A 26937-nucleotide genomic window follows, 5' to 3' on the forward strand; every position below is an offset into this window, starting at 1 on the left:
GTGGGGATGGGAAGGGCAGGGGTGGATCGGAAGGGGTTCGGGGACGAGGGCGAGGAGGCGGCGGTGCGTTTCCTGGAGTCACGGGGCTACCGGGTGCGCGCGCGCAATTTCTCCTGCCGCTACGGGGAGCTGGACGTGGTGGCCGAGCACGGGGACACCGTGTGTTTCGTGGAGGTGCGGATGCGCTCCACGGCGGTGTGGGGAGACCCTTCCCACACGGTGTCCTTCGCCAAGCAGCGCAAGGTGGTGAAGGCCGCGCTGCATTACCTCCTGGCCCACCGGCTGCGGGACAGGATGATCCGTTTCGATGTCATCTCGGTGGTGGGCCGTGGCGAGCACGCGACGGTGGAGCACCTCCCGGGCGCTTTCGACGCGGGGATGTGAGGAACGGATATGCCTGGAACGCTCTATCTGGTGGCCACGCCCATCGGGAACCTGGGGGACATCTCCACGCGCGCCCTGGAGACGCTGCGCGCGGTGTCCTTCGTGGCCTGTGAGGACACGCGGCACTCGCGCGTGCTGTTGGACCACTTCGGTATTTCCGCGGACACGGTGAGCCTGCCGGCCTTCGCCGAGGGCCAGCGCGCCGGCCGCATCCTGGAGCGGCTCGAGGCCGGTGAGGACTGCGCGCTGGTGACGGACGCGGGCAGCCCGGGGATCAGCGATCCCGGGGAGAAGCTGGTGGCCGAGGCCATCGAGCGCGGGGTGAAGGTGGTGCCAATTCCGGGCCCCACGGCGCTGGTGGCGGCGCTGAGTGCCTCGGGGCTGCCCACCGGGCGCTTCCACTTCCTGGGCTTCCTGCCGCGCAAGGGACCCGAGCGCCAGGCCATGCTGGAGGAGGTGGCGCCGCTGTCGGCCACGGTGGGGATCTACGAGTCCCCACGCCGGCTGGCCGAGACGCTGACGGACCTGAAGGCCGCGCTGGGAGACCGGCGCGCGGTGGTGGCGCGGGAGCTGACCAAGGTGCACGAGGAGTTCGTGCGCGGCACGCTGTCGGCGCTGGCGGAGCGCTACGCGGCCGAGGAGCCCCGGGGTGAGGTGGTGGTGCTGGTGGAGGGGCGCACCGGAGAGCGGCGCTGGTCCGAGGAGGAGCTGCAGCGAGCGCTGGAGGAGGGGCTCGGGCGAGGGGAGAAGCTCAAGGCCCTCAGCACCGAGCTGGCCCGGCGCGCCGGTTGGTCCGGACAGGACGTGTACCGGCTGGGGCTCGGGCTCAAGAAGCGGTGAACCCCATCAAGTGAGTCCAGTCCTCACCAATATCCCCTCGCCCTCCGGGAGAGGGTCAGGGTGAGGGTATCCAGGCCCGTTCTTCAACCCGTGACCCCCCCGTGTGGACAGGGGGTTCAACCCGGGATGCGGGCACCCTCACCCCGTCCCTCTCCCGAGGGGAGAGGGGAAATTCAGAACCGCAGGGTGGCGGTGACGTCCAGACGGAAGTCCCTGCTCTCGGTGGCGAGGAAACGCCGCGAGACGAAGTCCGTGCGGTAGTCGAAGTTGGGGTTCAGCTCGGCGGTGTTGCCCGTGATGTCCACCGTACCGTTGCCGTCCAGGTCCTTGCCGATCTTCTCGTCGGTCAGCACGTGGTCCGTGTTGTACAGGTACATGCCCGAGCCCCGGACGGACAGGAAGTCGGAGAGCTGGGCCGTCAGGGCGAACTGGCCGCCGATCTGCACGTAGTCCCCGGTGGCGAGCAGCTTGCGCAGCGGGCCGCTCATCTCGTTGTAGTAGCGGCCCTCGGACACGTAGTTGCTGATGGCACGCAGGTCCAGCTTGAACTTGCGCGTGGGCGTGTCGAGCACCTGGAACTCGGAGCCGAACATCACGCCGGCCACGTGGGGCGCCTGGATGCCCGTCTCCTTGCGCTCCCACCCAGCGGCGCCGCAGTTCTGCGGGTGGCCGAGGTTCTGCGGATCCACGTTGCGGTTGTTGCAGTTCGTCCAGGCGCCCGGGCCGCGCACCGGGATGGTGTAGTGCATCCGGAAGTACGGATCCGCCAGGCCGATCTGCCGCGAGAGCGCCGTGTACACCGTGTACTTGTGCACCCGGTCACCAACGGCACCCCGCTGGTCCTTGGTCGTCACGAAGCTCGGGTCGAGCAGCTTCGCCGTGGGCGCCTCGTAGTCCAGCCCCACCGTCCACGTGGGCTTCGTCTCGTCCTTGAGCTGGTTGAAGATGGACCACGCGAACCCGAAGCGCGCGTTGCCCAGACCACCGCGGAACGTCTCGAAGAACCCGTTCGCGGGCATGTTGAAGAGCGGCTCGGGGGTCGTGAGCGAGCAGGGCTTGCCCATGCCGTCGCAGTTGTTGCGCACGAAGTTGTTCGTGATGGTGGAGTTGCCCGGGTTCGTGCCCGACACGAACGCCCAGGACTCATCCTGGAGCAGCACCACGGGCAGCCCGAACGACAGCTCCACGTCCTGGGCGATGCCAAAGGCCACGTCCAGGTTCAGGCGCGTGTCGTAGCTCCTGTACCAGAGCTCGCCCTGGTACTGACGCGTCCCGCCCGTGGTGGTGGGCAGGGCCTCGCGGACGATCTTCGTACGCCGCTGCGAGTGCTCGATGCCCACATCGATGAACATCCCGAATGGATCCTCGTCCTCGAAGGACGAAGCGACGCGGGTGATATCCGCCGCGGTGGCGACGAACGGCACTCCCAGCGTCAGCGCGGCGACTACGGCGCGAAGCCTGGACATCCGACCTCCGGAACCACTTCCTCGGAGGTCGGGGCGAGGGGTCCGCTCGGACCACCCGTGCCGCGTAACCCCCGGGAAATGTTGAGAAATTGTCCGGGGACGCTAGCCGCCGCCAGCAGGGGTGTCAAGAAACGGATGGCTTCATCCGCCGGCGACCGTGGTGCCGAGCAGCCCATCCTGCCGGCGCACCTCGGCCTCGAAGGCCGTGCGCTGGCCCGCCGCGAGCGAGCGGCGGTAGGTGCGGTGGCTCTCGTACGGATCCAGCACGCGCTCGTCACCGGCCTCGAGCTGATAGTGCAGGTGGGGCGCGAAGGAGCGGCCACTGTTGCCGCTGCGGCCCAGCATGGTGCCCACGTTGAAGCGGTCTCCCACCTTGAGCGAGCGCGGCAGCTCGTCCATGTGCAGGAAGAGCGCGCGGCGGTGCTTGCCGCCAATCTCCTCCAGCTCGATGCAGTTGCCGTTGAAGCGGAAGCTCCAGTTCTTGCGGCGGACAATGCCCGTGAAGGGCGCCTTCACCGGAGTGCCCACGGGCGTCTTGAAGTCCACGCCCTTGTGCCGGCGGCCATCGCGCAGCAGCGACGTCACCTGCTCGTAGTCGTCCAGGGGCGAGTTCTCCAGGCGCAGCTCCAGCTCCTCGCCACTGGGCAGGTAGTAGCGAGGGTTCTTGTCGCCCTCGGGCTGGAAGCGGTAGGCGCGGTGCGTCTGGCCCGTCTTGTTGCTGGTGAAGCGCACCGCGTACACGAGGGGCTCCTCGTTGGGGCGCACCTGGTAGAGCACGTCGAGCGTGTCCCCCCGCCGGAGATCTCCCGGCACGTCCACCCACCACACGAGCGTGCGCGTCACCACCTGGGCGAGCGCGGGGCCCACCTCGGGGCCGGCGGCGGCGGTGACGGCCGTCTCCATGGGGCCGTCAATGCGGATGGTGGCGCGCGACAGCCCGGCCGCCGTGAGCGGATCCGAGGGGGCCGCGGCGGCGGCGGCCGTGGCAGCCGCCGAGGGGGTGGTGGCGGAAGGAGCGGCGGCGGTGGAGCCGGCCTCCCCGGAGCCCATGGCCACGGGCGCGGTGAGCTGCTGCTCGGCCGTGGCGGGGGGGGTCTCCGAGGCGAGCCGTTGCTTCCACCACCACACGCCTCCGGCGCTCAGACCCAGCAGCAAGGAGACGACCATCACCGGACCTACAGGGCTTTTCTTCGGCTGTGGTCCGAGGGTGGGAAGAGGCGGCCGCATTCAGGCTCCCAGAGAGGAAAGGGGTTGTGGCCGGGACCGAACCGATGGTTTCGCGGCGATATTTCGCCGTCCCGGGTCACTCGTCGATGGATTCGTCCCGCCCGTCCGGCGGGGTGGTGTCGCGCAGGCCGAATTCCTTCATCTTCGTCTGGAGGGACTTGCGGCTGATCTGCAGCAGCCTGGCTGCTCGCGTGACGTTGCCACCCGTCTCCTCCAGGGCCTTGGTGATGAGGTCCTTCTCCAGCTCGGCCGCCTTCATGCGGACGATGTCCTTGAGCCCTCCCTCGCCCGTCGAGGCCTCCAGGGGAGCGGCCGAGAGAGCGGGCGCTGGCGTGCCGGAGCCCTGGCGGACCGGATCCGGGAGATCCTTCGCGGTGATGGAGGGGCCGTCGGCGAAGAGCAACACGCGCTCGATGAGGTTCTCCAGCTCGCGGATGTTGCCCGGCCAGTTGTAGGCCTGCAGCAGCGCCATGGCGTCGTCGGAGATGCTCTCGATCTTCTTGTTGAGCTTGCGGTTGTACTTCTCCACGAAGTGCCCGGCGAGCATCGGAATGTCCGTGCGGCGCTCGCGCAGCGGCGGCAGCACGATGGGCACCACCGCCAGCCGGTAGTACAGATCCTTGCGGAAGCGCCCGGCCTCGATCTCCGCCTGCAGATCCCTGTTGGTGGCGGCGATGAGGCGCACGTCCACGCGCGTCGTCTTGATGCCACCCACGCGCTCGAACTCGCCCTCCTGCAGCGCGCGCAGCAGCTTCACCTGCATCTCGACGGGGATCTCTCCGATCTCGTCGAGGAAGAGGGTGCCACCGTCGGCCAGCTCGAAGCGGCCGGGCTTGGAGGTGACGGCGCCGGTGAAGGCTCCACGCTCGTAGCCGAAGAGCTCGGACTCGAGGAGGTTGTGGGGGATGGCGGCGCAGTTGATCTTGATGAACGGCTTGTCGCGGCGGCTGGAGGCGCCGTGCAGGGCCGAGGCGATGAGCTCCTTGCCGGTGCCGCTCTCGCCATTGATGAGGACGGTGGAGGGGGTGTCCGCCACCTTGTCGATGATCTTGAAGACCTCTTGGAGCTGAGGCGACTCGCCGATGATGGCGGCGCGGGCCTTGGCGTCGGCGCGTACCGAGCGCTGGGCGACGTCGTGCGCCTTGGCCGCCTTGGCGATGACGGCCGAGAGCTCCGCCTGATCGAAGGGCTTGGTGACGTAGTCGAAGGCGCCGGCCTTGATGGCCTCGACGGCGGAGTCCACGGTGCCGTGCGCGGTGATGATGATGACGGGCACGTCGGGGTTGGCGGCGTTGACCGCGCGCAGGACCTCCATACCACCGGCCTTGGGCATGACGAGGTCCGTCACCACGATGTCCGCGCCATTCTTGTTGAACTCGGCGAGACCCTGCTCGCCATCGGCCGCGACGGTGACGTCGAAGCCGTCACGGCGCAGCATGGCGGCGAGCACCTTGCGCAGGTTCGCCTCGTCGTCGATGACCAGGATCTTCGCCATGGGGGGCTGGCGGGGTTGCGCCGGACTAGCCGCGGTTCGGCGCGGATTCCAGGGTGCAGATGGAGTCGGGGTGCTTGATGCGGAGGATGAGCGACTCCAGCACCCGGAAGGGATGGTTCATCCGCGAGGCGCCCAGGTAGGCGGCCACCATGTCCATGGCCACCGCCAGGTCCATGTTCTCGCGGCCGGTGGAGACGACCACGCCCGAGTCCCCGCGCAGCCGGTTGGACTGGAAGACACCGTCCGAGGCGAGCTGACGGATGGTCTCGATCTCCAGCACGCCCGTCTTCTCGAAGATGCGGTGCAGCATGGAGAAGAGGCGAGGGGAGAGGATGACGGCGTAGGGGCCGTAGTGGCCGGACTCGTTGAGGCGGCGGGTGGCCTCGACGATGGAGAGGTAGCCGGCCCCGGGAGTGCCCCAGTCACCGAGCGGCACGGTGAGGCGGCCGGTGGCGTTCATCAGCCCCTCGTGGCCGAGCTTGGGATCTCCGTAGAAGATGAGCTCGTCTTCCTGCTGGGCGCAGAGGGCGGCGGCGCCGGCGGCGGCGGACACGTCCAGGGGCATGTTGTGCAGGCGCGCGGCCTCGATGTCGCGCCAGTGCAGCAGGAAGTCCTTGTAGATGATGGGGATCGTCTTGAACTTGCGCGCGTCGGTGAAGACGGAGGCCGTCTCCTGCTCGCCGACGATGTCCACCGCGCCCGGGCTCACGCCGGTGTACTCATCGTGGGGGACGGTCTGCACACCAGCGCCCAGCGGGCCGTAGATGTCCAGGATGCGACGGCCGACGAGCGACCGGCGGGCGACCTGGATGACGGTCTCGTTGAGGCGGGCCCACTCGTCCTCGCGCAGCGGGTTCTCGGCATGTCCAAGGAAGTCAGGCATGGGGACGCTCCAGGGGGAGGTACGGCGTCAGCGGCTGCGCCGCAGCGAGCCGACGGTCAAGGGTTGGACGCCCGGGCTGGGCGGCGGGGCGGGCACGCCATACAGGACGCGCTCGGGTTGTACGAGGCCAGGAGGCGGCTCGGCCTGGCCATTGCCATTGCGTCCACCCCGCGCCGGGCCCCGGGAGACGGGCTCGGACGGAGCGGCCGGAGACGGCGCCGCCGCGGCGGGAGCAGGGGCCGGGGCACGAGCGGGGGCAGGGGAGGGCCTGCCCTCGATGGCGCCCTGGAAGTGGCCCGTGGTGACGGGTCTGGCGAAGTGGGCCTCCTGCCCCGCGTCGAGGAGGCGCAGCATGTGGACGGCCTCGGCCACGTGCTCCTTCTCCTCGGCGGCCAGGTGCAGGAAGAAGTCGCGCAGCTCCGGGGTGGAGGCGGCGCGGGCATGGGCCTCGTACTCGTTGATGGTCTCCAGTTCGCGCGCCAGGACCTGGCGGACGAGCGCCACATCGGTCGAGAGGTCGTTATCTGGGGGACCGGCCATGGGAGCGCTGACCATTGCGGCCCGCAGGGGGAACCGTCAAGAGAAACCATGGCACCGGAGTTCGCGCTTCAAGCAGGTGAACGCTCCGCATAGAGTGATTGCCCTCTCGTGACCGTTCCCGCTCCTCGCTCCGCCCCCTCTCCCGTTGCTGAACCCCGTCCCGTGTCGCCCGGGACGCGTGCCCGAAGCGGAGGCGCGCTGTTCGTCGCGGTGGGCATCTTCGCCTCGCGCTTGATGGGATTGGTGCGCGAGCGCTTCTTCGCGCACTACCTGGGCAACGGCATGGCCGCCGCCGTGTTCAAGGCCGCCCTGCGCATCCCCAACTTCCTGCAGAACCTCTTCGGCGAGGGCGTGCTCTCCGGCTCGTTCATCCCCGTGTACGCGGGCCTGCTGGGCAAGGGCGACACGAAGGAGGCGGATCGTGTCGCGGGCGCGGTGTTCGGGCTGCTCGCGCTGGCCACCAGCGTGATGGTGGCGGCGGGCATGCTCGTCACGCCGCTCTTCGTGGACACCATCGCCCCGGGCTTCGAGGGCGAGGCGCGGTCCATGGCCATCCAGCTGGTCCGCATCCTCTTCCCGGGCACGGGCATGCTGGTGCTGTCCGCGTGGTGCCTGGGCGTGCTCAACAGCCACCGGAAGTTCCTCCTGTCGTACCTGGCCCCGGTGGTGTGGAACCTGGCCATCATCGCCACGCTGGTGGTGGCGGGCCGGCGCGGGCTGCCGGAAGAGCGGCTGGTGGTGGTGCTCTCCTATGGCGTGGTGGCGGGCTGCCTGTTGCAGTTCGCGGTGCAGGTGCCGTCCATCATGCGGGTGCTCGGCGGCTTCCGGCCCACGCTGTCCACCGCCAGCGAGTCCGTGCGCCAGGTGCTGCGCAGCTTCGGCACGGTGGTCATCGGCCGCGGCGTGGTGCAGGTGAGCGCCTACGTGGACACGTCCTATGCGTCGCTCATCGCGGGCCGCGCGCTGTCCACGCTGACGTACGCGCAGACCCTCTACCTCATCCCGGTGAGCCTCTTCGGCATGTCCATCTCCGCGGCCGAACTGCCCGAGATGTCGCGCGCGGCGGGGGCGGGGGAGGATGTGTCCACGAAGCTGCGCACGCGCATCGAGGCGGGCGCGCGCCGCATCGCCTTCTTCGTGGTGCCCTCGGCGGCGGCGCTGCTCTTCATTGGGGACGTGATCGCGGGCGGGCTGCTGCAGACGGGCCGCTTCACCGCCGCGGACACGCGCTACCTCTGGTACCTGTTGATGGGCTCGGCGGTGGGCCTGGTGGCCTCCGCGCTGGGCCGGCTGTACGCCTCGGCCTTCTATGCGCTGAAGGACACCCGGACGCCGCTGCGCTTCGCGGTGGTGCGCGTGAGCCTGGGCGCCGCGGCGGCCTGGTTCCTCGCCTTGCGGCTGCCGGCACTGGTGGGCCTGCCCGCGCACCTGGGCGCGGTGTTCCTCACCGTGACGAGCGGCATGGTGGCCTGGTTCGAGTCGCAGATGCTGCGGCGGACGCTCGCGGGGCAGATCGGCCACGTGGGGGTGCCCCGGGCGCTGCTCCTCAAGCTGTGGGGGGCCGCGCTGGCGGCGGGGCTCACGGGCCTGGGCATCAAGCTGGCCCTGGCCCGGGCGCTGGGGACCATGCCCGGGGTGGAGGCGGAGTGGGGTGGCGGCCTGCTGGCTCCACCACACCTACATCCGATCATCCTGTTCCTGGCGGTGGTGCTGCCCTTCGGGGCGGTCTACTTCGGTGTCACGGGGGCCCTGGGCATCCCCGAGGCCAGGGCCGTCTTCCAGCGCCTCCTCCGCCGTCGAGCCGCTCGCTAGGAAGCAGGCGGGCGAGCCCGATTCCCGGGGTGGGGGATGGGACAGGCGACATGTCGCGTTATGAAGGGGTTCCGGGTGCGCTTGACAGAAGATGACCACATGCGTCTTCCGTCCAAGCACGGCGCGTGTGTAGAGTGCGCCGCCTTTTGACCCAGCATGGGGGTACGGTCCCCCAAGGCTGGATTCCGATTACGTTCAGGAAGGTCCTGGCAGTGAGCGACGAGAAGAACGGTTCCGTTGGTTCTGGTGGCGGTGGCGGTCCTGGGGGATTCGGTCCCAAGAAGCCCAAGGCCACCTTTGGCGACGTGATGCTCGGCATCCCGGCGGGCCGTGGCGGCGAGCGCGAGGAGCGCGGCGGCCGTGACCGGGACCGCGGTTCGGATCGCCCGCGCGGCGAGCGGGGTGGCGAGCGCGAGGCCCGTCCGGCGGCGAAGCCGGAGGGTGAGGCCGCTGCCCAGCCGCAGCAGGGTGCGCCCCGCGAGGGCGGTGGCCGTGACGATCGCCGTCCGCGTGGTGAGCGGGGCGGTGAGCGCGGTGGCCGTGGCGGCGACCGGGGTGGCAAGGGGGGCGGCGAGCGCCGTCCCCAGGGCCCCATGGTGGTCGTCAAGCGCGCCTCGGGCGCGGTGGAGACGCGGGGCCCGGTGACCCCAGCGCCGTCGTCGACCGCTCCGGCCGAGCCCGCCGAGGCCGCGGCTCCCGCCGAGACGGCCGCTCCGGCGGCTCCCCCGGCTCCGGCCCCCCGGAAGGCCCCTCCCGCGCCGGCTCCCAGCGCCGCGCTGTACGAGGAGGTCCCCGAGTCCCAGTCCTTCGCCGAGATGTTCGAGGCGCAGCAGAAGGACGGCGGCGTCCCGGGCCGGCGCGCGGTGCGCATCGGCGAGAAGGTGTCTGGCACGATCTTCCAGCTCGGCGCGGACACGGCCTTCGTGACGCTGTCCAACGCCAAGAGCGAGGCGATGATCGAGCTGCGCGAGCTCAAGGACGACGAGGGCGTGCTGCGCTACGGCGTGGGTGACACCATCGAGGCGCACGTCATCGAGGCGGGCGCCCGGGGCATCCTGCTCAGCCGCGCGCTGGCCAAGGGCAGCGCCAACATGGCCATGCTCGCCGAGGCCCGCGCCTCCGGCATGCCCGTGGAGGGCATGGTCCTCTCCGTCAACAAGGGCGGTGTCGAGGTCGCCATCGGCGACGTGCGCGCCTTCTGCCCCATCAGCCAGCTGGACATCCGCTTCGTGGAGAAGCCGGACACGTTCATCGGCGAGAAGCTCACCTTCCGCGTCACCGAGGTGCGGGACCGCAACGTGGTGCTCTCGCGCCGCTCGCTGCTCGAGGACGAGCAGCGCAAGCTGGCCGCCAAGACGCGCGAGACGCTCGCCGAGGGCAAGGTCGTCAAGGGCCGCGTCACCGGCGTGCGTGACTTCGGCGCCTTCGTGGACCTGGGCGGAGTCGAGGGCATGATCCCCGTCTCCGAGATGTCCTACATGCGCGTGGCCCACCCGAGCGACGTGGTGAAGCAGGGTGACGAGGTCGAGGTGGAGATCCTCCGCATGGAGGCCGCCCAGCCCAACTCGCCCGACAAGGCCAAGCAGAAGGAGCGGATCACGCTTTCCATGCGCGCCCGCCAGGAGGATCCCTTCAAGACGGCGCTCGCGGAGATCAAGGAGGGTGACCGGCTGCAGGGCAAGGTCGTGCGGCTGCAGCCCTTCGGCGCCTTCGTGGAGCTGCGTCCGGGCGTGGACGGCCTGGTGCACATCTCCGCGCTGTCCGAGCGCCGCATCGCGCACCCGCGCGACGTGGTGCAGGTGGGCGAGACCATCTGGGTGCAGGTGGAGAAGATCGAGCCCAACGACAAGCGCATCGGCCTGCGCCGGATCACCGAGGAGGAGGCCCAGCGCCCCGCCGAGGAGCGTCCGGCCCCCGCCGCCGCCCAGCAGGAGAAGAAGCCCGCCGAGCCCGCGGCGCCTCGCCCGAAGGTGGGCCAGGTGGTGGTGGGCAAGGTGGACCGCATCGAGCCCTACGGCGTGTTCCTCGTCTTCCCCGGCGGCAAGGGCCTCATCCCCGCCTCCGAGACGGGCACCGAGCGCGGCACGGACCTGCGCAAGAAGTTCTCGCTCGGCCAGGAGCTGAAGGTGGCCCTCGTGGACATCGACGCCTCCGGGAAGATCCGCCTCTCCATCACCGCCGCCGAGCGGGCCGAGGAGCGCGCGGAGGTCGAGGCGTGGACGAAGAGCCAGCAGCCCGTGGGCGGCGGCAAGAAGGGATTCGGCACCTTCGCCGATCTGTTGAAGAAGTCGGGCAAGTAACGCCCGGCGCTCGGTGCGCACGGGAGACGCGGGGAATGCCGCACGCGTCTCCTGGCGTTCGAGGAAAAGTGTTGACGGTACAGGGGGAGGGCGGTACTTAGCCTCCCGCTTCGACGCCGCGGGGTGGAGCAGCCTGGTAGCTCGTCGGGCTCATAACCCGAAGGTCGCAGGTTCAAATCCTGCCCCCGCAACTCAGACTCGCCGGAGACCCTGCCGGAAATAGATGACAGGGTCTCTGGTGTTTGACATAGAGCAGCAGCCGCAAACGGTATCGCGGGGTGGAGCAGCCTGGTAGCTCGTCGGGCTCATAACCCGAAGGTCGCAGGTTCAAATCCTGCCCCCGCAACTCGTGGATGAGGCCCCGCTGGTGATGAGCCAGCGGGGCTTTATCGTTGCAAGCAGTACAGTGTGTAGAGACATGTCGCGGGGTGGAGCAGCCTGGTAGCTCGTCGGGCTCATAACCCGAAGGTCGCAGGTTCAAATCCTGCCCCCGCAACTCGAAGAAGACGAAGCCCCGCCGGTGATGAACCGGCGGGGCTTCTGTCGTTTCCGGGCATCCGTGCGGCCAGGGCCCACACCACTTTCGGAGTCACCCACTCGGAGGTGACGTTTGCGGTGGGGGTGGTTAGACTTGGTTCGATGAGCCGGAAGCACGGTGGTGGACAAGGAAGCCAGCGGACGTTGAGGGCGGAGCTCCGGACACGGCTGGAGTCCTGGCCTCGGGAGCGGCTGCTGGACTTCGCCGTGGAGCAGTTCCTGGCGGATCCGCATCTGAGGTACGTCCTGGACGAGCCGGTGAAGCAGGGCAGGGCGGATGAGGCCCTGTCCCGGCACTTGAGGCGGGCCATCGATGGGGCCATGGGTGTCCGGTACGTCGACTGGCGTGAGCTCCCCAGCTACATCGCGCGGTTGGAGCGGTTGCTCGGGGATATCCGCTCCTTCGCCGAGGGCTATCCGGCGGAGGGCGTGGAGGTGCTCCGCTACTTCGTGAAGGCCGTGCCGCAGGTGTTCGACAGCATCGCGGACGAGGACGAGCTGGCCCTCTTCTGCGCGCAGCTGGCGAGGGTGACGCTGGGGCTCGCGGCGAGGGTGGCGGGCGCGGCGCGGACCGTGGCCGAGGAGCTGCTCGCGGCCTACGTCGCGGATGAGTACGGGCGCTTCTCGGAGGTGCCCGAGCTGCTGGTGGAGGCGGAACTGCCGGCGGACGTGCGGCGGGAGGTGGCCGCGGCGGCCGAGGCGCTCGCCATCCAGGTGACGCGGAGGGATGGCCACAAGTCACGCGAGCTGGGCTCGCTGGCGGCCCGGCTGCGGTAATCGTGTTGCGCATGCTCCCTCTCCCTCTGGGAGAGGGCGGGGGGTGAGGGTCGTCCCCCGTGTGACGTTCACCCGCGCTCGCGGTGCTCCTGCAGGTACGCCGCGAAACCCGCCTTGGACTGGATGCGGAACTCGGGCAGCCGCGCGAGTGCCTCGGGCTCGAACGCATACTGCTCGCACACGAGGCTCGCCCGCAGCGCCCCCTCTGGACCTCCCGTGAAGGGCTGCACCTCGTGCGTCAGGTCCCCCCGGAAGTGCACCAACATCCCCGGCCTCGGACGCACCTCGCCCGATGGCTGCGCTCCTCGCGAGAGCACCAGCGCGCCTCCCTTCGCGCCCTCGGGCACGTTCAGGTAGAGCACGCTCACGTGCTCGGGCGTCGCTCCCGGGACTCCGCTCGGCTCCTGCAGCGTCGCGTCGATGTGCCGGCCCACGCCCCGCCCGGGCTCCAGCAACAGCAGGTTCACGTAGAAGGCGTTCGGCCCGCGCCGCTCCTTCCTGGGACCGAAGAGCCGCTCGCGCCAGGGCAGCAGCCCCCGAGCGCTCGCCGGATCCATCACCAGCGCCAGGTAGTCCTGGAGGAAGGGGAAGCGCTCCTCGAGCTTCGCCCGGCCCGCCTCCGTGAAGATGAGCGCGAAGCCCCGGCTGCTCTGGAACGTCCCCATCAGCGGGCTCCGAGCCACGAAGCGCGAGGAGAGCAAGGCCTCCCGAAGGGCCTCCAGCTTCGCCGCGGGCATGGCGTCGCGATGGGTGACGAGCTCGCTCACGCCCCGGAGTCTATCGGGTCCAGACCCGGAGACCTGGGACGAAGACGCGGCATCCGGGCGGGCAGGCCCCCTTTTCCTTCATTGCCCCCGGCACCACATTCCGACAAGAGCAGGTCTCGATCTTCCCGAGCGGAACGCATGCCCAAGAATCGCGGTCACCACCTTCCAGAGACTCCAGGCGACACCAGGACGGGATTCGTCCGGGTGCGAGGGGCCCGTGAGCACAACCTGAAGAACGTGGACGTCGAGCTGCCCCGTGACGCCCTGGTCGTCTTCACGGGCGTCTCCGGCTCGGGCAAGTCCTCGCTGGCCTTCGGGACGCTCTACGCGGAGGCGCAGCGGCGGTACTTCGAATCCGTGGCCCCGTACGCTCGGCGGCTGATCGACCAGGCGGGTGTCCCCGAGTTCGATTCGATCGACGGCCTGCCCCCGGCGGTGGCCCTCCAGCAGCACCGCGGCACGCCCACCACGCGCTCGTCGGTGGGCAGCGTGACCACGATCGCCAACTCCCTGCGCTTGCTGTACTCGCGCGCCGGAACCTATCCGCCCGGCCAGCCACACCTCGACTCCGATGCGTTCTCGCCCAACACCCCGGCGGGCGCCTGTCCCAACTGCCATGGGCTCGGCCGCGTCTACGACGTCACCGAGAAGTCGATGGTGCCGGATGACTCGCTGACCATTCGCGAGCGCGCGATCGCCGCGTGGCCTCCCGCGTGGCATGGCCAGAACCTGCGCGACATCCTGGTGTCGCTCGGCTACGACGTGGACCGTCCCTGGCGAGACCTTCCCCAGAAGGACCGGGAGTGGATCCTCTTCACGGAGGAGCAGCCGACCGTCCCGGTCTACGCGGGCTTCACTCCGGCGGAGACGCGCCGCGCGCTCAAGCGCAAGGAGCCCCCGAGCTACATGGGGACGTTCACGGGCGCCCGGAAGTACGTGCTGCAGACCTTCGCCACGACGCAGAGCGCGCTGATGAAGAAGCGCGTGTCGCAGTACATGGTGAGCGGAGAGTGCCGCCTCTGCCAGGGCAAGCGGCTGCGTCGCGAGTCCCTGTCCGTCACCTTCGCGGGGCTCGACATCGGCGAGCTCTCCCGGCTGCCGCTGAAGCGCGTGGCCAGCATCCTTCAGCCCGCCGTGGACGGGACGGCACCCGGGGCGGCGAAGCTGGCGCGCGAGCACCCGGAGAAGGCGCTCGTCACCCAGCGGATCGCCAGGGATCTGCTGGCGCGCATCCAGGTCCTCAGCGAGCTCGGGCTGGGCTACCTCTCGCTCGAGCGCAGCACGCCGACCCTGTCTCCCGGCGAGCTCCAGCGGCTGCGGCTCGCCACCCAGGTACGCTCCAACCTCTTCGGCGTGGTGTACGTGCTCGACGAGCCCTCCGCGGGCCTCCATCCGGCGGACACCGAGTCGCTGCTCGAGGCGCTGGATCAGCTCAAGGGCTCGGGGAACTCGTTGTTCGTGGTGGAGCATGAGGTGGACGTGATCCGCCACGCCGACTGGATCGTCGACGTCGGGCCAGCCGCGGGAGAGAAGGGCGGGCAGATCCTCTACAGCGGTCCGCTCGAGGGGCTCGCGGCCGTGGAGGCGTCCCAGACGCGGCGTTACCTCTTCGGGGCCGGGAAGACCGTGAAGCGCCGCACGCCTCGCGAGCCCAAGGGGTGGCTCCGCCTCGAGGGTGTCTCCCGCAACAACCTCCACAACCTCGATGTCGACTTCCCGCTGGGCGTCTTCACCTCCGTGACCGGCGTCTCGGGCTCGGGCAAGTCGAGCCTCGTGAGCCAGGTCCTGGTGGAGCTGGTCTCCGAGCAGCTCGGCCATGAGATCCCCGAGGAGGAAGAGGAGGGCGAGGAGCTGGAGCGCTCCGTGGTGCTCACCACGGGGGGCCGGATTGCCTCGGGGATGGAGAGCATCAAGCGCCTGGTCCGGGTCGATCAGAAGCCGATCGGGCGCACGCCGCGCTCCAACCTGGCGACCTACACGGGACTCTTCGACAACGTGCGCAAGCTCTTCGCGTCGACGAAGGCCGCACGGGCCCGGAACTACGACGTGGGGCGCTTCTCGTTCAACGTGGCCAAGGGCCGCTGCGAGACCTGCGAGGGCGAGGGCTTCGTGAGCGTCGAGCTGCTCTTCCTGCCCAGCGTCTACGCGCCGTGTCCCACGTGTCATGGGGCGCGCTACAACGCCAAGACGCTGGAGATCCAATACCGCGGGAAGAACATCGCCGAGGTGCTGGGGATGACCGTCGACGCGGCCCACGCGTTCTTCGCCGAGGAGCCCCAGGTGCTGCGCTCGCTCGGCGTGTTGCGCGAGGTGGGCCTGGGCTACCTGCGGTTGGGCCAGCCCGCGACCGAGCTCTCCGGTGGCGAGGCCCAGCGGATCAAACTCGCGACGGAGTTGCAGCGGCTCCAGCGCGGCAACACGCTCTACATCCTGGACGAGCCCACCACGGGACTGCACCCGGCCGATGTGGACAAGCTCATGGCGCAGCTCGACGGGCTGGTCGAGGCGGGCAACACTGTCATCCTCGTCGAGCACGACATGCGGGTGGTCGCGGCGAGCGACTGGGTCATCGACATCGGCCCCGGCGCCGGTGACGAGGGGGGCCGGGTGGTGATCGCCGGAACGCCCGCGGAGGTCGCCGCCTCGTCCGCGAGCCGCACGGCGCCCTTCCTGGCGGAGGAGAGGTAGACGGAGGGGGAGGGGAGGCCTACACCGAGGGCCTCTTGCCTTCCTCCAGCATCTCCAGCAGCGCCTTCTCCGCGCAGTGCAGCGCTGGCTTCTCGTGCTGCGCCAACTCATCCACCGACTCGAAGTAGCGCTCCACCACCTGGCCCTTCTCGAACATCGCCAGCACCGAGGGATAGATGTACGAGTCCCTCGCCACCGCGGGCGTGTTCCCCAGGTGCTCGGAGACCTCCTTCACCGCCGCCACCATCGTCTTCTTCGCCAGTTTCACTCCGTCCTTCGCGGCCTCCTGGCGCACCCGCTCCTTCGCCCGGGCCAGCGCGCACGCGCAGATGAGCGTCCCGCCCCACGTGCGGAAGTCCTTCGCGCTGTAGCGCGCCCCCATCACCTCCTGGATGTACTCGTTGATGTGGCGCCGCCTCACGTCCACCACGAACCCATCGTCCAGCACGAACTTGAAGACGTCCCGCCCCGGCAGCTTCAGGCACTCGCGCACCACGCGCGCCACCTGCCGATCCGTCAGCTCCCTGTGCTGCTGCTTCCCACTCTTGCCCGGGAAGTCGAAGATGACCGTGTCCCCCTTCACCTTCACGTGCTTGGCCCGCAGCGTCGCCAGCCCGAAGCTCTTGTTCTCGTCCGCGTACTGCTGGCTCCCCGCGCGGATGAAGCACGTCCCCAGGATTCTCAGCAGGCACGCCATCACCTTGTCGCGCCCCAACCCCGGCCTGCGCAGATCCGCCGCCACCCGCCGCCGCAGCTTCGGCAGCGCCCTCGCGAAGTCGACCACCCGCTCGTACTTCTCCGCCTCCCGCTTCTTCGTGAAGGACTCGTGGTAGCGGTACTGCCACCGCCCCGCGCTGTCCTTGCCCATCGCCTGCAGCTTCGACGTCGCCGACGGGCTGATCAGCACGTCCTTCCACGCGGGCGGCAGCTTCAGCGCCTCGATGCGCTTGCGCTCCTTCGCCGGCACCGGCTTCCCATTCGCCAGCACGTAGTGGAAACCCCGCTGGGGGCTCCCGCGCCGGTGGATTCCGTCCTGCCGCAGTCTCTCGATGTGCGTCATGCCCGGGTCGTGGCTCCTCCCTTCAATGCCTGTGCAGCCGGACGCACCCCGTCAACGCAGCCCCGGCTCGCCCGCCGGGTGGGGCTACAGACCTGAAATCGCCGGGAAGGCTTTCCGTAATCCCGCGAGCCTGGACTAGACTCCCAACCCCCTCTCCGCTTGCAGGCCCGATGACCGAGTTCCTCGCCGCCATCCTCGCCTTCCCCACCATCCTCTTCACCATCCCGCTCGGGGTGGTGATCGGCTACTGGCTCATCGTCATGGTGGGCGCCGTGGGCGTCGATCTGCTCGACGGGGACATTGGCGACTTCGCCCTGGGCGCCAAGGCGGGCGCGGCCGAGGCGCTCGAAGGCGGCGTGAAGGGTGCCATGGAGGGCGGGGCCAAGGCCGCCATGGAAGGCGGCGCCAAGGCGGCGCTCGAGGGCGGTGTCCATGCCGATGCCAGCCTCTTCGAGGTGCTCGGCTTCGGCGGCGTCCCCGTGACGGTGTCCATCAGCTTCGTGGTCTTCCTGTCCTGGTTGATGTCGCTGGCCTTCACCCGCCCGGCCAGGGAGGCGCTCGGCTTCCTGCCTGGCGCGCTCGTCGGCGGTGGCCTCGCCGTGCTGTACCTCGCCATGGGCCTGGTGCTCGCGGGCCTCGCGGTGCGGCCCCTGCGGCCGATGTTCGCCACGCACCAGGCGCCTCGCCGCGCCGAGCTCATGGGCCGCGTCTGCGTCATCGCCAGCGGCAAGGTGGACGGCAAGTTCGGCCACGCCACCTTCGAGGACGGCGGCGCCGGCCTCCTGCTCAACGTGGTCTGCGACAAGGCCAATCAACTCACTCGCGGTGAAAAAGCCCTCATCCTCAGCTACGACGCCGCCCGCGACGCCTACGAGGTGGAGCCCGTGGACTGGCTCCTGCCGCAGGAGCTGGAGCACCTGAAGGATCCGCTCACCGCCGCCGCGCTCGCACGGGACAGGTCCCGCACGCGTTAGCGCAACGCTTGCGCACCTTCTTCGAGACTTCTCATTGCCGCGCCGGAGCTGTTAGCGGGGGACTCCGGCCGCGTGATAGGTTCCCCCGGTCTACTCGCTCGGGAATCGCACCGACATGGATCCAATCGTCACTACTGGCATCGGAATCACCGGGGGACTGTTCTTCCTCTTCTGTTCCGCGTTCATCGTCTCCAGGTTCTACCGGCAGGTGGATCAGGGACGGGCGCTGATCATCAACCCCTTCAAGGGAGAGCCGGTCGTCACCTTCACTGGCTCCATCGTCTGGCCCATCATCAACCGGGCCGAGGTGATGGACATCTCCCTCAAGACGATCGACATCGATCGCCGCGGCAAGGAGGGCCTGATCTGCCAGGACAACATCCGCGCGGACATCAAGGTCACCTTCTTCGTCCGGGTGAACAAGACGCGTGAGGACGTGCTCAAGGTGGCCCAGTCCATCGGCTGCGCCCGCGCCAGCGATCAGGAGACGCTCGAGCACCTCTTCGAGGCCAAGTTCTCCGAGGCCCTGAAGACGGCCGGCAAGAAGTTCGACTTCAAGGACCTCTACACCGAGCGCGAGGCCATCAAGGACGAGGTCCTGCGCGTCATCGGCAAGGACCTCAACGGCTACATGCTCGAGGACTGCGCCATCGACTTCCTGGAGCAGACTCCCGTCGAGCTGCTCGACAAGGACAACATCCTCGACGCCGAGGGCATCCGGAAGATCACCGAGCTCACGTCCGTCCAGAACGTCCAGACGAACGAGTTCCGGCAGAACGAGCGCATGAACATCACCAAGCGCAACGTCGAGTCGGACGAGGCCATCTTCGCCCTCGAGCGCCAGCGCGCCGAGGCCGCCGCCAAGCAGAAGCGCGAGATCGACTCCATCACCGCCCGGGAGACCGCCGAGGCCGAGCGCGTGAAGGCCGAGGAGTACGCCAAGCAGCAGCTGGCGCGCATCAAGGCCGAGGAGGAGATCCTCATCAACGAGCAGAACAAGCAGCGCCAGGTGGAAGTGGCGCAGAAGAACCGCGAGCGCGTGGTGGGCGTGGAGGCCGAGCGCGTGGAGAAGGATCGCGCCCTCGAGGCCATCAACCGCGAGCGCGAGGTGGAGCTGTCGCGCATTGGCAAGGAGAAGCAGCTCGAGGCCGAGAAGAAGGCCATCGCCGACGTGGTGCGCACCCGCATCGCCGTGGAGAAGGGCGTGGCGGAGGAGGAGGAGCGCATCAAGGATCTGCGCGTGAAGGCCGAGGCCACCCGCCGCAAGGACGCGCTGCTCATCACCGCCGAGGCCCAGGCCCAGGAGAAGCTCGTCAAGGACATCAAGGCCGCCGAGGCCAGCAACGAGGTGGCCAAGTTCTCCGCCAAGGAGAAGCTCACCCTGGCCGACGCCGAGCTGCAGGCCTCCGACATGACGGCCAAGGCGAAGATGCGGCTGTCCGAGGGTGTCCAGGCCGAGCAGGCCGCCCATGGCCTGGCCGAGGCGCGCGTCAAGGAGGCCGACGCCCTGGCCACCGAGAAGCAGGGCATGGCCGAGATGCGCGTGAAGGAGGCCGAGGCCGCCGTCATCGAGAAGCAGGGCATGGCCCAGGCCACCGTCCTCAAGGAGCGCGGTCTGGCCGAGGCGTTCTCCGCCAAGGAGCGCGGGCTCGCCGAGGCCTCCGCCACGCGCGAGAAGCTGCTCGCCGAGGCCGCCGGTGAGAAGGAGAAGGGGCTGGCCCGCACGAGCATCGGCGAGGCCGAGGCCCAGGTCATCCAGAAGCGCGGCGAGGCCGAGGCCATCGCCATCCGCGAGAAGCTGCTCGCCGAGGCGAAGTCCATCGAGGAGAAGCTGCTCGCCGAGGCGCGCGGCCTCGCCGAGAAGGCCGAGTCCATGAAGCTGCTCCAGGGCGCCACCCGCGAGCACGAGGAGTTCCGCCTGCGCCTGCAGAAGGAGCGCGACGTGGAGCTCGCCACCATCCAGGTGCGCAAGGACATCGCCGAGTCCCAGTCCAAGGTGCTCGCCGAGACCATGGGCCACGCGAAGATCAACATCGTCGGCGGCGACGGCCAGTTCTTCGAGCGCTTCATCAAGGCCATCTCCGTGGGCCAGTCCGTGGACGGCGCGCTCGACCAGAGCGAGACGCTGCGCAAGGCCTTCAGCGGCTACCTCAACGGCGAGAAGGACCTCTCCGCGGACCTCAAGGAGATCCTCTCCAAGCCGGGCCTCACCAGCGACGCGCAGAACCTGGCCATGGCCGCCCTGCTGCACCGCATGGCGCCCAACCCCGCCGCCGCGGCCGCCTCCAACCTGAAGTCCCTCGTGGAGTCCGAGCCCGCCCGGGTTTCGGCTCCCGAGAAGACCCAGGGCTGAAGCCGGCCTGGCAGTCGCGGTCACACAGTTGGAAGACCCTCACCCTCGCCCTCTCCCAGAGGGAGAGGGGACCCACACAGTGGAACCTGGGTTCGACCCTCTCCCCCTGGGAGAGGGCCGGGGTGAGGGTAGGTGCATCAAGGGTTCCCCCCCTTTCCCGGTGAACTGAAGATGGCAACTGAAAGCACCGCCCCCGCGTCGGGCGAGGCCACGCTGGCGGGTGGCAGCTACGAGGTCATCCGCGCACGCCTGCTCAACCAGGCCGAGGCCCTCAACACCAAGGCCACGGATCTCAACGAGCGGCGCAAGAAGCTCTTCGGTGGCACCGAGCTCACCGTCATCGGCAACGAGCGCGTCCGCACCGAGAACAACTGCGTCCCGCGCGACATCGTCGGCGTCGGCAAGTACCTGCTCTTCGGCTACAACGTCTTCATCGGTCTCAAGAAGGAGATGACCGTCGCCGACGTCTTCTCGCTGCACAAGTTCGAGAAGACGGCCGAGGGCTTCGACTTCTCCGAGGTGCCCGCCACCGAGGCCGGCGGATTCCTCAAGGATCCGCGCTTCGTCAAGGACTTCGGCGAGCTCTACAAGTACTACAAGGACACGCGGCTGCTGCAGCTGCGCCGCAACGAGACGCGGCTGCTCGCCGTCTTCCAGACGGGCAAGTCCGATCGCGACATCAAGGTCTTCCGCTTCGGGCTCGATGTGGAGGGCAACGCCACCTACATCGACAACCAGGGCGAGCGCGATCACGTCTTCCCCGCGTCCCACGACTTCGAGTGGACGGTGGCCACGCGCGAGGACTACGTGCTGGGCCAGCACCCGCACGTCAACGTCCTCGACCAGGTGTTCGTCGAGACGGTGAAGGGCGACCTCACCATCAAGGTGGAGGACAACACCGCGGACGGCCTGGGCATCTACCGCGAGCCGGTGGAGGACCCCGACCAGTCGCTGGATGACGCCGAGTTCGCCTACGCCCAGGTGGGCGCCCTCATCCTGCTGCGCGTGCTGCCCTTCCGCGAGACGAAGCACCGCTACCTCGTCTTCAACACCCGCACCCAGCACGTGGTACGCATCGACGCCATCGGCAGCGCCTGCATCCGCCTGCCCGAGGATCAGGGCATCGTCTTCCCCGGCGGCTACTACCTGCAGACGGGCGACTTCAAGGTCTTCGAGGGCATTGGCGAGGGCCTCCAGTTCAAGCGCGCCATCCGCTCGCCCAACGGCGAGGACGTGCTCTACGTCTTCTTCCGCCGCGACGAGGGCGCCTACGTCCTCTTCCCGTACAACCTCGTGCGCAAGGAGGTGCAGAACCCGCTGCTGGGGCACGGCTTCAGCCTCTTCGCGGACGGGCGCATGGTGCTCTTCCGCAACACCTCCAACGAGCCCACCCGCGTGCACCCCATGCAGGTGTGGCAGACGCCCTTCGTCTCCGCCGAGCATGCCGCGAAGATGCCGCCCGCCCCCGGCTACCTCGGCAAGGTGGGCAACGCCGAGCTCGTGCGCGGCATCTCCGACGCCCTGACGCTCGTGCGCATGGCCCGCACGGACAAGCCCTCCCGGCGCACCTACGAGGACCTCGCCGCCGCCGCCACCCGCATGCTCGATGCCTTCTACTGGCTCGGCCATGAGGAGACGAAGCTCCAGGAGGGGATTGAAACGCTGCGCCGCACCTCCGAGCTCATCATCGACGAGTTCGAGAAGGTGCTCGCGCTGCAGAAGCGCGCCACCGAGTCCATGGCCGAGGCCCAGAAGGTCCAGGAGCAGGTGCTCCTGCGCGTGCGGCCCGAGGAGCTCCAGAACGCCGAGGGCTTCATGAATGCCCTCTCGGAGCTGCGCAAGCAGCGCGGCCACCTCATCACCCTCAAGGAGATCCGCTACATCGACACGGCGCGGCTCGATGCCCTCGAGAAGCAGGTCATCGAGGAGACCGACCGCGTCAGCACCGATGCCGTGCAGTTCCTCCAGCGGGGTGAAGCGCTCAACCCGCTGGCCGAGCGCCTGGACGTGCTGCTGCAGAAGCTGGAGCCCATCCAGACCACCCAGGAGCTGGCCCCGCTCGGCGAGGACATCGAGCAGGTGGGCAAGGGCCTCGAGGTGCTCAGCGAGACGGTGGGCGGCCTGCAGGTGGGCGATCCCCTCGCGCGCGCCCGGATTCTGGAGGGCATCTCCGAGCTGTTCTCCCGCCTCAACCGCGTGCGCGCGGGCTTGAGCGTCAAGCGCAAGGAGCTGGTGGGCCGCGAGAAGCGGGCCGAGTTCGGCGCCCAGTTCAAGCTGCTCGGCCAGTCGGTGGAGAGCGCGCTGTCCGTGGCGGACTCGCCGGAGAAGTGCGACGAGGGCCTGTCGCGCCTCACCGTGCAGCTGGAGGAGATGGAGGGGCGCTTCGGCGAGTTCGACGAGTTCCTCGGCCAGCTCACCCAGAAGCGCGAGGAGCTGCTCGAGGCCTTCGGGCAGAAGAAGCAGGCGCTGCTGGACGAGCGCCAGCGCCGCGCGCAGAACCTCTTCGGCGCCGCCGAGCGCATCCTCACCGGCGTCGCCCGCCGCGCGAAGTCCTTCAAGTCCGAGGACGAGCTCAACACGTACTTCGCCTCCGACTCGATGGTGCTGAAGCTGCGGCAGCTCGCCGAGCAGCTCCTCGGGCTCCAGGACAGCGTGCGCTCGGACGAGGTGCAGAGCCGCCTGAAGACGGCGCGCCAGGACGCCCTGCGCGCACTGCGCGACCGCAACGACCTCTACGAGGAGGGCTCGGGCGCGCCGGTCATCAAGTTCGGCAAGCACCGCTTCAACGTCAACACCCAGCAGCTGGATCTGACGCTGCTGCCGCGAGACGGCGCGCTGTACCTGCAGCTCACCGGCACCGACTACGCCCAGAAGCTGGAGGAGCCGGAGCTGGAGAAGTACCGCGAGCTGTGGGAGCAGCACCTCATCTCCGAGACGCCCCAGGTGTACCGCGCCGAGTACCTCGCGGCGCAGGTGCTGCTGGACGCGGAGGAGGGGAAGGGGAGCGTGACGCTGGCGTCGCTGCACCAGGCGGCGCTGGAGCCGAACGGGTTGCTGGAGAAGGTGCGCGCGTACTCGGCGGACAAGTACGACGAGGGCTACGAGCGCGGCATCCACGACGCGGATGCGGCGGCCATCCTCGAGAAGCTGCTGGCGATGCACACGGGAGCGGGGCTGCTGCGCTTCGCGCCCACGCCGCGCGCCTGGGCGGCCCTCTACTGGGCCTTCGGGGGCGAGGGCGATGAGAAGGCGCTGATCCACCGGCGCGCGCGCAGCCTGCACCGGCTCCGCGCAGCCTTCGGTGAGTCGGCGGAGTTGGTGGCCCTCGGCAACGAGGCGGGCGAGCGCATTGGCGCGTTCCTGAAGGACTCGGGCGTGGCGTGTGGCCCCGCGGAGGCGCGGCTCGCCGGGCGCTACCTCGTCGAGGAGCTGGCCGGAGACAGGCCCCGCTTCACCACCAGCGGCGAGGCCGTGGCGCTCAAGGACGCGCTGCTGGCGCAGCTGGACAGGGCGGGCACGCGCTCGGCCTTCGAGGACGATCTGCGCGGCCTGGAGAAGAACCTCCCCGAGCGGCTGCGCACCGTGCGCGCGTGGGTGGAGGCGTACCTGGCGCGGCGCGAGGGCGGCCCGGGCGCGGCGGCCCACGTGGCGGTGGAGGCCGCGGTGGTGCTGCTCACCGAGCGCAAGCTGGATCGCGAGGTGGCCGGGGCGCTCACCTCCACCGAGGTGCAGGGGATGCTGGGCCAGCACCCGCGCATCCAGGACCGGAAGCTGCCGCTGCGGCTGGATGAGTTCCTCACACGGTTGAGTGACTTCCGGCAGGTGCGCGTGCCGGCCTACCAGGCCTACCGCGCGCTGCTGCGCGACTTGCTGGATCGCGAGCGCCGCCGGCTGCGCCTGGAGGAGTTCACGCCGAAGGTGCTGTCGTCCTTCGTGCGCAACAGGCTCATCGACGAGGTGTACCTGCCGCTCATCGGCGCCAACCTGGCCAAGCAGCTCGGCTCGGCGGGCGAGAACAAGCGCACGGATCGCATGGGCATGCTGCTGCTCATGTCGCCTCCGGGCTACGGCAAGACGACGTTGATGGAGTACGTGGCCAGCCGGCTCGGCCTCACCTTCGTGAAGGTGAACGGCCCGGCGCTCGGTCACTCGGTGAAGTCGCTGGATCCGGCCGAGGCTCCCAACGCCACGGCCCGCCAGGAGGTGGAGCGCATCAACCTGTCCTTCGAGATGGGCAACAACGTGATGCTCTACCTCGACGACATCCAGCACACGGATCCCGAGCTGCTCCAGAAATTCATCTCGCTGTGCGACGGCCAGCGGCGGATTGAAGGCGTGTGGAACGGCAGGACGCGCACGTATGACCTGCGCGGCAAGAAGTTCTGCGTGGTGATGGCCGGCAACCCATACACCGAGACGGGCGAGCGCTTCCGCATTCCGGACATGCTCGCCAACCGCGCCGACACGTACAACCTGGGCGACATCCTCGACGGCAAGGAGGACCTGTTCGCGCTGAGCTACATCGAGAACGCGCTCACGTCGAACAGCGCGCTGGCGCCGCTGGCCACGCGCGAGCCGGGTGACATCCACAAGCTCATCCGCATGGCCAAGGGCGAGGAGGTGCCCACCGGCGAGCTGTCGTACGGCTACGCGGCGGCGGAGCTGCAGGAGATCGTCGCGGTGTTCCAGCGGCTCTTCAAGGTGCAGGAGGTGCTGCTGAAGGTGAACCTGCAGTACATCGCCTCGGCGGCGCAGGACGAGCGCTTCCGCACGGAGCCCGCGTTCAAGTTGCAGGGCAGCTACCGCAACATGGGCAAGATCACCGAGAAGGTGGTCGCGGCGATGACGGACGAGGAGCTGGAGCGGCTCATCGACGATCACTACCAGGGCGAGTCGCAGACGCTCACCACGGCGGCCGAGCAGAACCTGCTGAAGCTGCAGGAGATGCGCGGGCGGTTGACGCCGGAGAAGGCGAAGCGCTGGGAGGAGATCAAGCTGGGCTTCGCGCGGGTGAAGCGGATGGGCGGGAAGGAGGACGATCCGGTGGCCCGGGTGACGGGTCAGCTGAGCGCCATCGAGGAGCAGCTCGGCTCGGTGGCGGGCGCGGTGGTGAAGGCGGCCGAGGTGTCGCGGCAGTCGGGTCCGAGCCCGGTGGCCGAGGTGGTACCGCGGCTGGAGTCGCTGCGTGAGGCGCTGCTGGAGCTGGCGAAGAAGGAGACGCCGGCGCCGGTGGTGCAGGGGCCGGATCTGACGCCGTACCTGCAACACCTGGCGAAGGTGCTGCGGGCGCTGGCCGAGCGCGCGGTGGCGGCGCCGGCCCAGACGGTGGACATGGCGCCGGTGATGGAGCAGCTGACGCAGGCGGTGAAGACGATGGCGGAGCGCCAGCCGGTGGCGGCGCCCGTGGCCGCGCCGCCCGCGGACCTGGGGCGGTACATGGAGCAGATGTCCCAGGCGGTGAAGTCCATGGCGGAGCGGGCGCCCGTGCCCTCGCCGCAACGGGCCTCGGCGCCACTGCCCGCGGACCTGGGCAAGCAGATCGTGCTGGTGGAGAGCGCGCTGGCCCCGCTGGAGCGCCTGGCGAAGCGGACCCTGCAGAGCGGCGACGAGAACCTCAAGGCCATGCAGGTCTGGCAGGCCGTCACCGAGGCGCTGGAGTTGCTCCAGGCCATGCAGCGCCCCACGGGCTGAGCCACGCTCCGCTCATCCGTACCAAGACCCTCACTCCGCTCAACAACCCCTCGCCCTCCGGGAGAGGGACGGGGTGAGGGTGCCACGGATCCCGGGTTGGTTCCCGATGGAGCGTTACTCTCCCTCCTCGGTGAGACCCAGTTCCTCCAGCGTTGGCCTGCGAACCAGTACCCGGAGCTTGCCGTCGCGCGCGTAGCCCACGGAGTAGTGTTGGCCAGCGATGTCCACTCCTGCGCCGTGGGGAGGCCTGGGGTGGGCATTCAACCAGGTATCAGCCTCCTTCCGGGAGCTGAAGGCACGGAGTGGGGGGCGGGGAATGTTCGAGTCAACATTCTCGAGGAAGCTCTCGAAGTGGGATGTCTGATTGCTCTCCAGGATGAAATGAATGGCGAGCAAGGCCATATCGACCGAGTCCTTGTCCCCGGGAGCGTGGGCATGCACACGTGCCTGGCGGAGTGCGCCAAGGGCCTCTCTGACGAGAGGGTGCATGGACTGACTGGTCATGGTCAGTCCGGTGCTCTCGGGGAGGCGGGCCAGGAATCGGCCTCCGTGCTCGGGTGAGTAACCGACAGCGTATCGAGTGCCCGAGATAGCAACACAGTGTGCAACTCGAGGATCCATTGGCTGCTGTAGCGAAGCCTCGGCCTGCTCGCGTGTATCGAAGGAAGAGGGCAGGGGATGGGAATCGCCTGCCCCGAAACACGTCAGATAGTCCTCGAAATTATGGAGATGACCACTGCCCCAGATGAACTGGAGCGCGATCGCCGCTGTCCTGAGCGGCTCCCTACCTGGTGGAGAGCCCAAGTCCTCCTGAATCTTCTCGAGGACACCGCAAGCTGCGTCTATGTCGAGGCTCATGACAGCAGTACCAGGGGGGCGAGGACCATCAATCCCCCGCCAGTGTAGATGACAATGAAGGCGGTCCCCGCGGCAACAACGGTGACGCCCACCATGACTTCTTTCTGATGGCGCCTCAACCAATCCGCGGCCTGGTGAATGGCTGTAAAGCTCAAGGCCTCCAGTTCCTGTAGCTTCAAGCAGTTCATATACTCTTTCAGGCATTTGTTGTTGCAGTACTCGATATGGCTATGGCTTCGGCGTGGGCCATGCGCATAGGGCGGCTTGCGCTTCATGCAGTCGCGG

General features: G+C 68.9%; 18 protein-coding genes and 3 tRNA genes. 12 read left to right on the plus strand and 9 right to left on the minus strand.

Annotated elements, in window-relative coordinates:
* The first annotated feature begins 6 nt into the window (after nt 1-6).
* Together AC16DP_RS49395 and rsmI are read left to right on the plus strand one after the other, a co-directional pair.
* The gene (locus AC16DP_RS49395; RefSeq protein ID WP_329729893.1) at nt 7-384 is read left to right on the plus strand and encodes a YraN family protein; all 378 of its coding nucleotides are present in this window, start codon (nt 7-9) and stop codon (nt 382-384) included.
* Nucleotides 385-393: 9 nt separating this feature from the next.
* Nucleotides 394-1224, plus strand: coding sequence for a 16S rRNA (cytidine(1402)-2'-O)-methyltransferase (gene rsmI, locus AC16DP_RS49400; RefSeq protein ID WP_329729894.1), 831 nt, complete (start codon nt 394-396; stop codon nt 1222-1224).
* Nucleotides 1225-1397: 173 nt separating this feature from the next.
* Here rsmI and AC16DP_RS49405 read toward each other — a convergent pair whose 3' ends face one another.
* The 5 genes from AC16DP_RS49405 to AC16DP_RS49425 all read right to left on the minus strand — a co-directional run bounded on the left by AC16DP_RS49405 (nt 1398) and on the right by AC16DP_RS49425 (nt 6835).
* Nucleotides 1398-2690 carry a hypothetical protein gene (locus tag AC16DP_RS49405; RefSeq protein ID WP_329729895.1) on the minus strand — a complete coding sequence of 431 codons (1293 nt, stop codon included), beginning with the start codon at nt 2688-2690 and terminating at the stop codon, nt 1398-1400.
* Nucleotides 2691-2831: 141 nt separating this feature from the next.
* On the minus strand, nt 2832-3857 hold the full coding sequence (locus tag AC16DP_RS49410) for a M23 family metallopeptidase (protein ID WP_329729896.1): 1026 nt from the start codon (nt 3855-3857) through the stop codon (nt 2832-2834).
* Between the two features lie 136 nt (nt 3858-3993).
* Complete coding sequence (locus tag AC16DP_RS49415; protein ID WP_329729897.1) at nt 3994-5412, minus strand: sigma-54-dependent transcriptional regulator; 1419 nt, start codon at nt 5410-5412, stop codon at nt 3994-3996.
* Between the two features lie 25 nt (nt 5413-5437).
* The gene (locus AC16DP_RS49420) at nt 5438-6295 is read right to left on the minus strand and encodes a family 1 encapsulin nanocompartment shell protein (RefSeq protein WP_329729898.1); all 858 of its coding nucleotides are present in this window, start codon (nt 6293-6295) and stop codon (nt 5438-5440) included.
* A 27-nt stretch (nt 6296-6322) separates the two neighbouring features.
* Entirely contained in the window at nt 6323-6835 is a 513-nt protein-coding gene (locus AC16DP_RS49425) for a ferritin (protein WP_329729899.1), read from the minus strand.
* Nucleotides 6836-6997: 162 nt separating this feature from the next.
* Here AC16DP_RS49425 and murJ point away from each other — a divergent pair, with 162 nt between their 5' ends.
* The 6 genes from murJ to AC16DP_RS49455 all read left to right on the plus strand — a co-directional run bounded on the left by murJ (nt 6998) and on the right by AC16DP_RS49455 (nt 12261).
* Nucleotides 6998-8647 carry a murein biosynthesis integral membrane protein MurJ gene (murJ, locus tag AC16DP_RS49430; protein WP_329729900.1) on the plus strand — a complete coding sequence of 550 codons (1650 nt, stop codon included), beginning with the start codon at nt 6998-7000 and terminating at the stop codon, nt 8645-8647.
* Nucleotides 8648-8859: 212 nt separating this feature from the next.
* A complete protein-coding gene (locus AC16DP_RS49435) occupies nt 8860-10947 on the plus strand; it encodes a S1 RNA-binding domain-containing protein (RefSeq protein ID WP_414640732.1) in 2088 nt (695 codons plus the stop codon).
* A gap of 117 nt (nt 10948-11064) precedes the next feature.
* Nucleotides 11065-11138 (plus strand) — tRNA-Met (locus AC16DP_RS49440).
* Between the two features lie 81 nt (nt 11139-11219).
* A tRNA-Met gene (locus AC16DP_RS49445) sits at nt 11220-11293 on the plus strand.
* A 76-nt stretch (nt 11294-11369) separates the two neighbouring features.
* Nucleotides 11370-11443: transfer RNA gene (locus AC16DP_RS49450), tRNA-Met, on the plus strand.
* Between the two features lie 143 nt (nt 11444-11586).
* On the plus strand, nt 11587-12261 hold the full coding sequence (locus tag AC16DP_RS49455; protein WP_329729901.1) for a hypothetical protein: 675 nt from the start codon (nt 11587-11589) through the stop codon (nt 12259-12261).
* A 68-nt stretch (nt 12262-12329) separates the two neighbouring features.
* Here AC16DP_RS49455 and AC16DP_RS49460 read toward each other — a convergent pair whose 3' ends face one another.
* Complete coding sequence (locus AC16DP_RS49460) at nt 12330-13028, minus strand: 2OG-Fe(II) oxygenase (RefSeq protein ID WP_329729902.1); 699 nt, start codon at nt 13026-13028, stop codon at nt 12330-12332.
* Between the two features lie 138 nt (nt 13029-13166).
* Here AC16DP_RS49460 and uvrA point away from each other — a divergent pair, with 138 nt between their 5' ends.
* A complete protein-coding gene (uvrA, locus tag AC16DP_RS49465; RefSeq protein ID WP_329729903.1) occupies nt 13167-15716 on the plus strand; it encodes an excinuclease ABC subunit UvrA in 2550 nt (849 codons plus the stop codon).
* Between the two features lie 19 nt (nt 15717-15735).
* On the opposite strand, the gene AC16DP_RS49470 is transcribed toward uvrA, so the two are convergent.
* Nucleotides 15736-16776: a DNA topoisomerase IB gene (locus tag AC16DP_RS49470; protein WP_329729904.1), complete on the minus strand. Its 1041-nt coding sequence runs from the start codon at nt 16774-16776 to the stop codon at nt 15736-15738.
* Nucleotides 16777-16946: 170 nt separating this feature from the next.
* Between AC16DP_RS49470 and AC16DP_RS49475 the strand changes: the two genes are divergently transcribed.
* From AC16DP_RS49475 to AC16DP_RS49485, 3 genes are all read left to right on the plus strand, one after another.
* The gene (locus tag AC16DP_RS49475) at nt 16947-17750 is read left to right on the plus strand and encodes a hypothetical protein (RefSeq protein WP_329729905.1); all 804 of its coding nucleotides are present in this window, start codon (nt 16947-16949) and stop codon (nt 17748-17750) included.
* Between the two features lie 115 nt (nt 17751-17865).
* Entirely contained in the window at nt 17866-20103 is a 2238-nt protein-coding gene (locus AC16DP_RS49480) for a flotillin family protein (protein WP_329729906.1), read from the plus strand.
* A gap of 171 nt (nt 20104-20274) precedes the next feature.
* The gene (locus tag AC16DP_RS49485) at nt 20275-25794 is read left to right on the plus strand and encodes a DNA repair ATPase (protein ID WP_329729907.1); all 5520 of its coding nucleotides are present in this window, start codon (nt 20275-20277) and stop codon (nt 25792-25794) included.
* A gap of 114 nt (nt 25795-25908) precedes the next feature.
* Here AC16DP_RS49485 and AC16DP_RS49490 read toward each other — a convergent pair whose 3' ends face one another.
* The gene (locus AC16DP_RS49490) at nt 25909-26652 is read right to left on the minus strand and encodes a hypothetical protein (RefSeq protein WP_329729908.1); all 744 of its coding nucleotides are present in this window, start codon (nt 26650-26652) and stop codon (nt 25909-25911) included.
* Complete coding sequence (locus AC16DP_RS49495; RefSeq protein WP_329729909.1) at nt 26649-26927, minus strand: hypothetical protein; 279 nt, start codon at nt 26925-26927, stop codon at nt 26649-26651. Before AC16DP_RS49495 ends, AC16DP_RS49490 begins: the two co-directional genes overlap by 4 nt.
* Nucleotides 26928-26937: the final 10 nt, after the last annotated feature.

It is taken from the genome of Archangium sp. (assembly GCF_057119385.1).

What these genes read in the sequence shown, in the direction of transcription:
- AC16DP_RS49395 (WP_329729893.1), top strand. Translation starts at nt 7, where the DNA reads ATGGGAAGGGCAGGGGTGGATCGGAAGGGGTTCGGGGACGAGGGCGAG.
- rsmI (WP_329729894.1), top strand. Translation starts at nt 394, where the DNA reads ATGCCTGGAACGCTCTATCTGGTGGCCACGCCCATCGGGAACCTGGGG.
- AC16DP_RS49405 (WP_329729895.1), bottom strand. Translation starts at nt 2,690, where the DNA reads ATGTCCAGGCTTCGCGCCGTAGTCGCCGCGCTGACGCTGGGAGTGCCG.
- AC16DP_RS49410 (WP_329729896.1), bottom strand. Translation starts at nt 3,857, where the DNA reads ATGGTCGTCTCCTTGCTGCTGGGTCTGAGCGCCGGAGGCGTGTGGTGG.
- AC16DP_RS49415 (WP_329729897.1), bottom strand. Translation starts at nt 5,412, where the DNA reads ATGGCGAAGATCCTGGTCATCGACGACGAGGCGAACCTGCGCAAGGTG.
- AC16DP_RS49420 (WP_329729898.1), bottom strand. Translation starts at nt 6,295, where the DNA reads ATGCCTGACTTCCTTGGACATGCCGAGAACCCGCTGCGCGAGGACGAG.
- AC16DP_RS49425 (WP_329729899.1), bottom strand. Translation starts at nt 6,835, where the DNA reads ATGGCCGGTCCCCCAGATAACGACCTCTCGACCGATGTGGCGCTCGTC.
- AC16DP_RS49455 (WP_329729901.1), top strand. Translation starts at nt 11,587, where the DNA reads ATGAGCCGGAAGCACGGTGGTGGACAAGGAAGCCAGCGGACGTTGAGG.
- uvrA (WP_329729903.1), top strand. Translation starts at nt 13,167, where the DNA reads ATGCCCAAGAATCGCGGTCACCACCTTCCAGAGACTCCAGGCGACACC.
- AC16DP_RS49470 (WP_329729904.1), bottom strand. Translation starts at nt 16,776, where the DNA reads ATGACGCACATCGAGAGACTGCGGCAGGACGGAATCCACCGGCGCGGG.
- AC16DP_RS49475 (WP_329729905.1), top strand. Translation starts at nt 16,947, where the DNA reads ATGACCGAGTTCCTCGCCGCCATCCTCGCCTTCCCCACCATCCTCTTC.
- AC16DP_RS49480 (WP_329729906.1), top strand. Translation starts at nt 17,866, where the DNA reads ATGGATCCAATCGTCACTACTGGCATCGGAATCACCGGGGGACTGTTC.
- AC16DP_RS49485 (WP_329729907.1), top strand. Translation starts at nt 20,275, where the DNA reads ATGGCAACTGAAAGCACCGCCCCCGCGTCGGGCGAGGCCACGCTGGCG.
- AC16DP_RS49490 (WP_329729908.1), bottom strand. Translation starts at nt 26,652, where the DNA reads ATGAGCCTCGACATAGACGCAGCTTGCGGTGTCCTCGAGAAGATTCAG.
- AC16DP_RS49495 (WP_329729909.1), bottom strand. Translation starts at nt 26,927, where the DNA reads ATGAAGCGCAAGCCGCCCTATGCGCATGGCCCACGCCGAAGCCATAGC.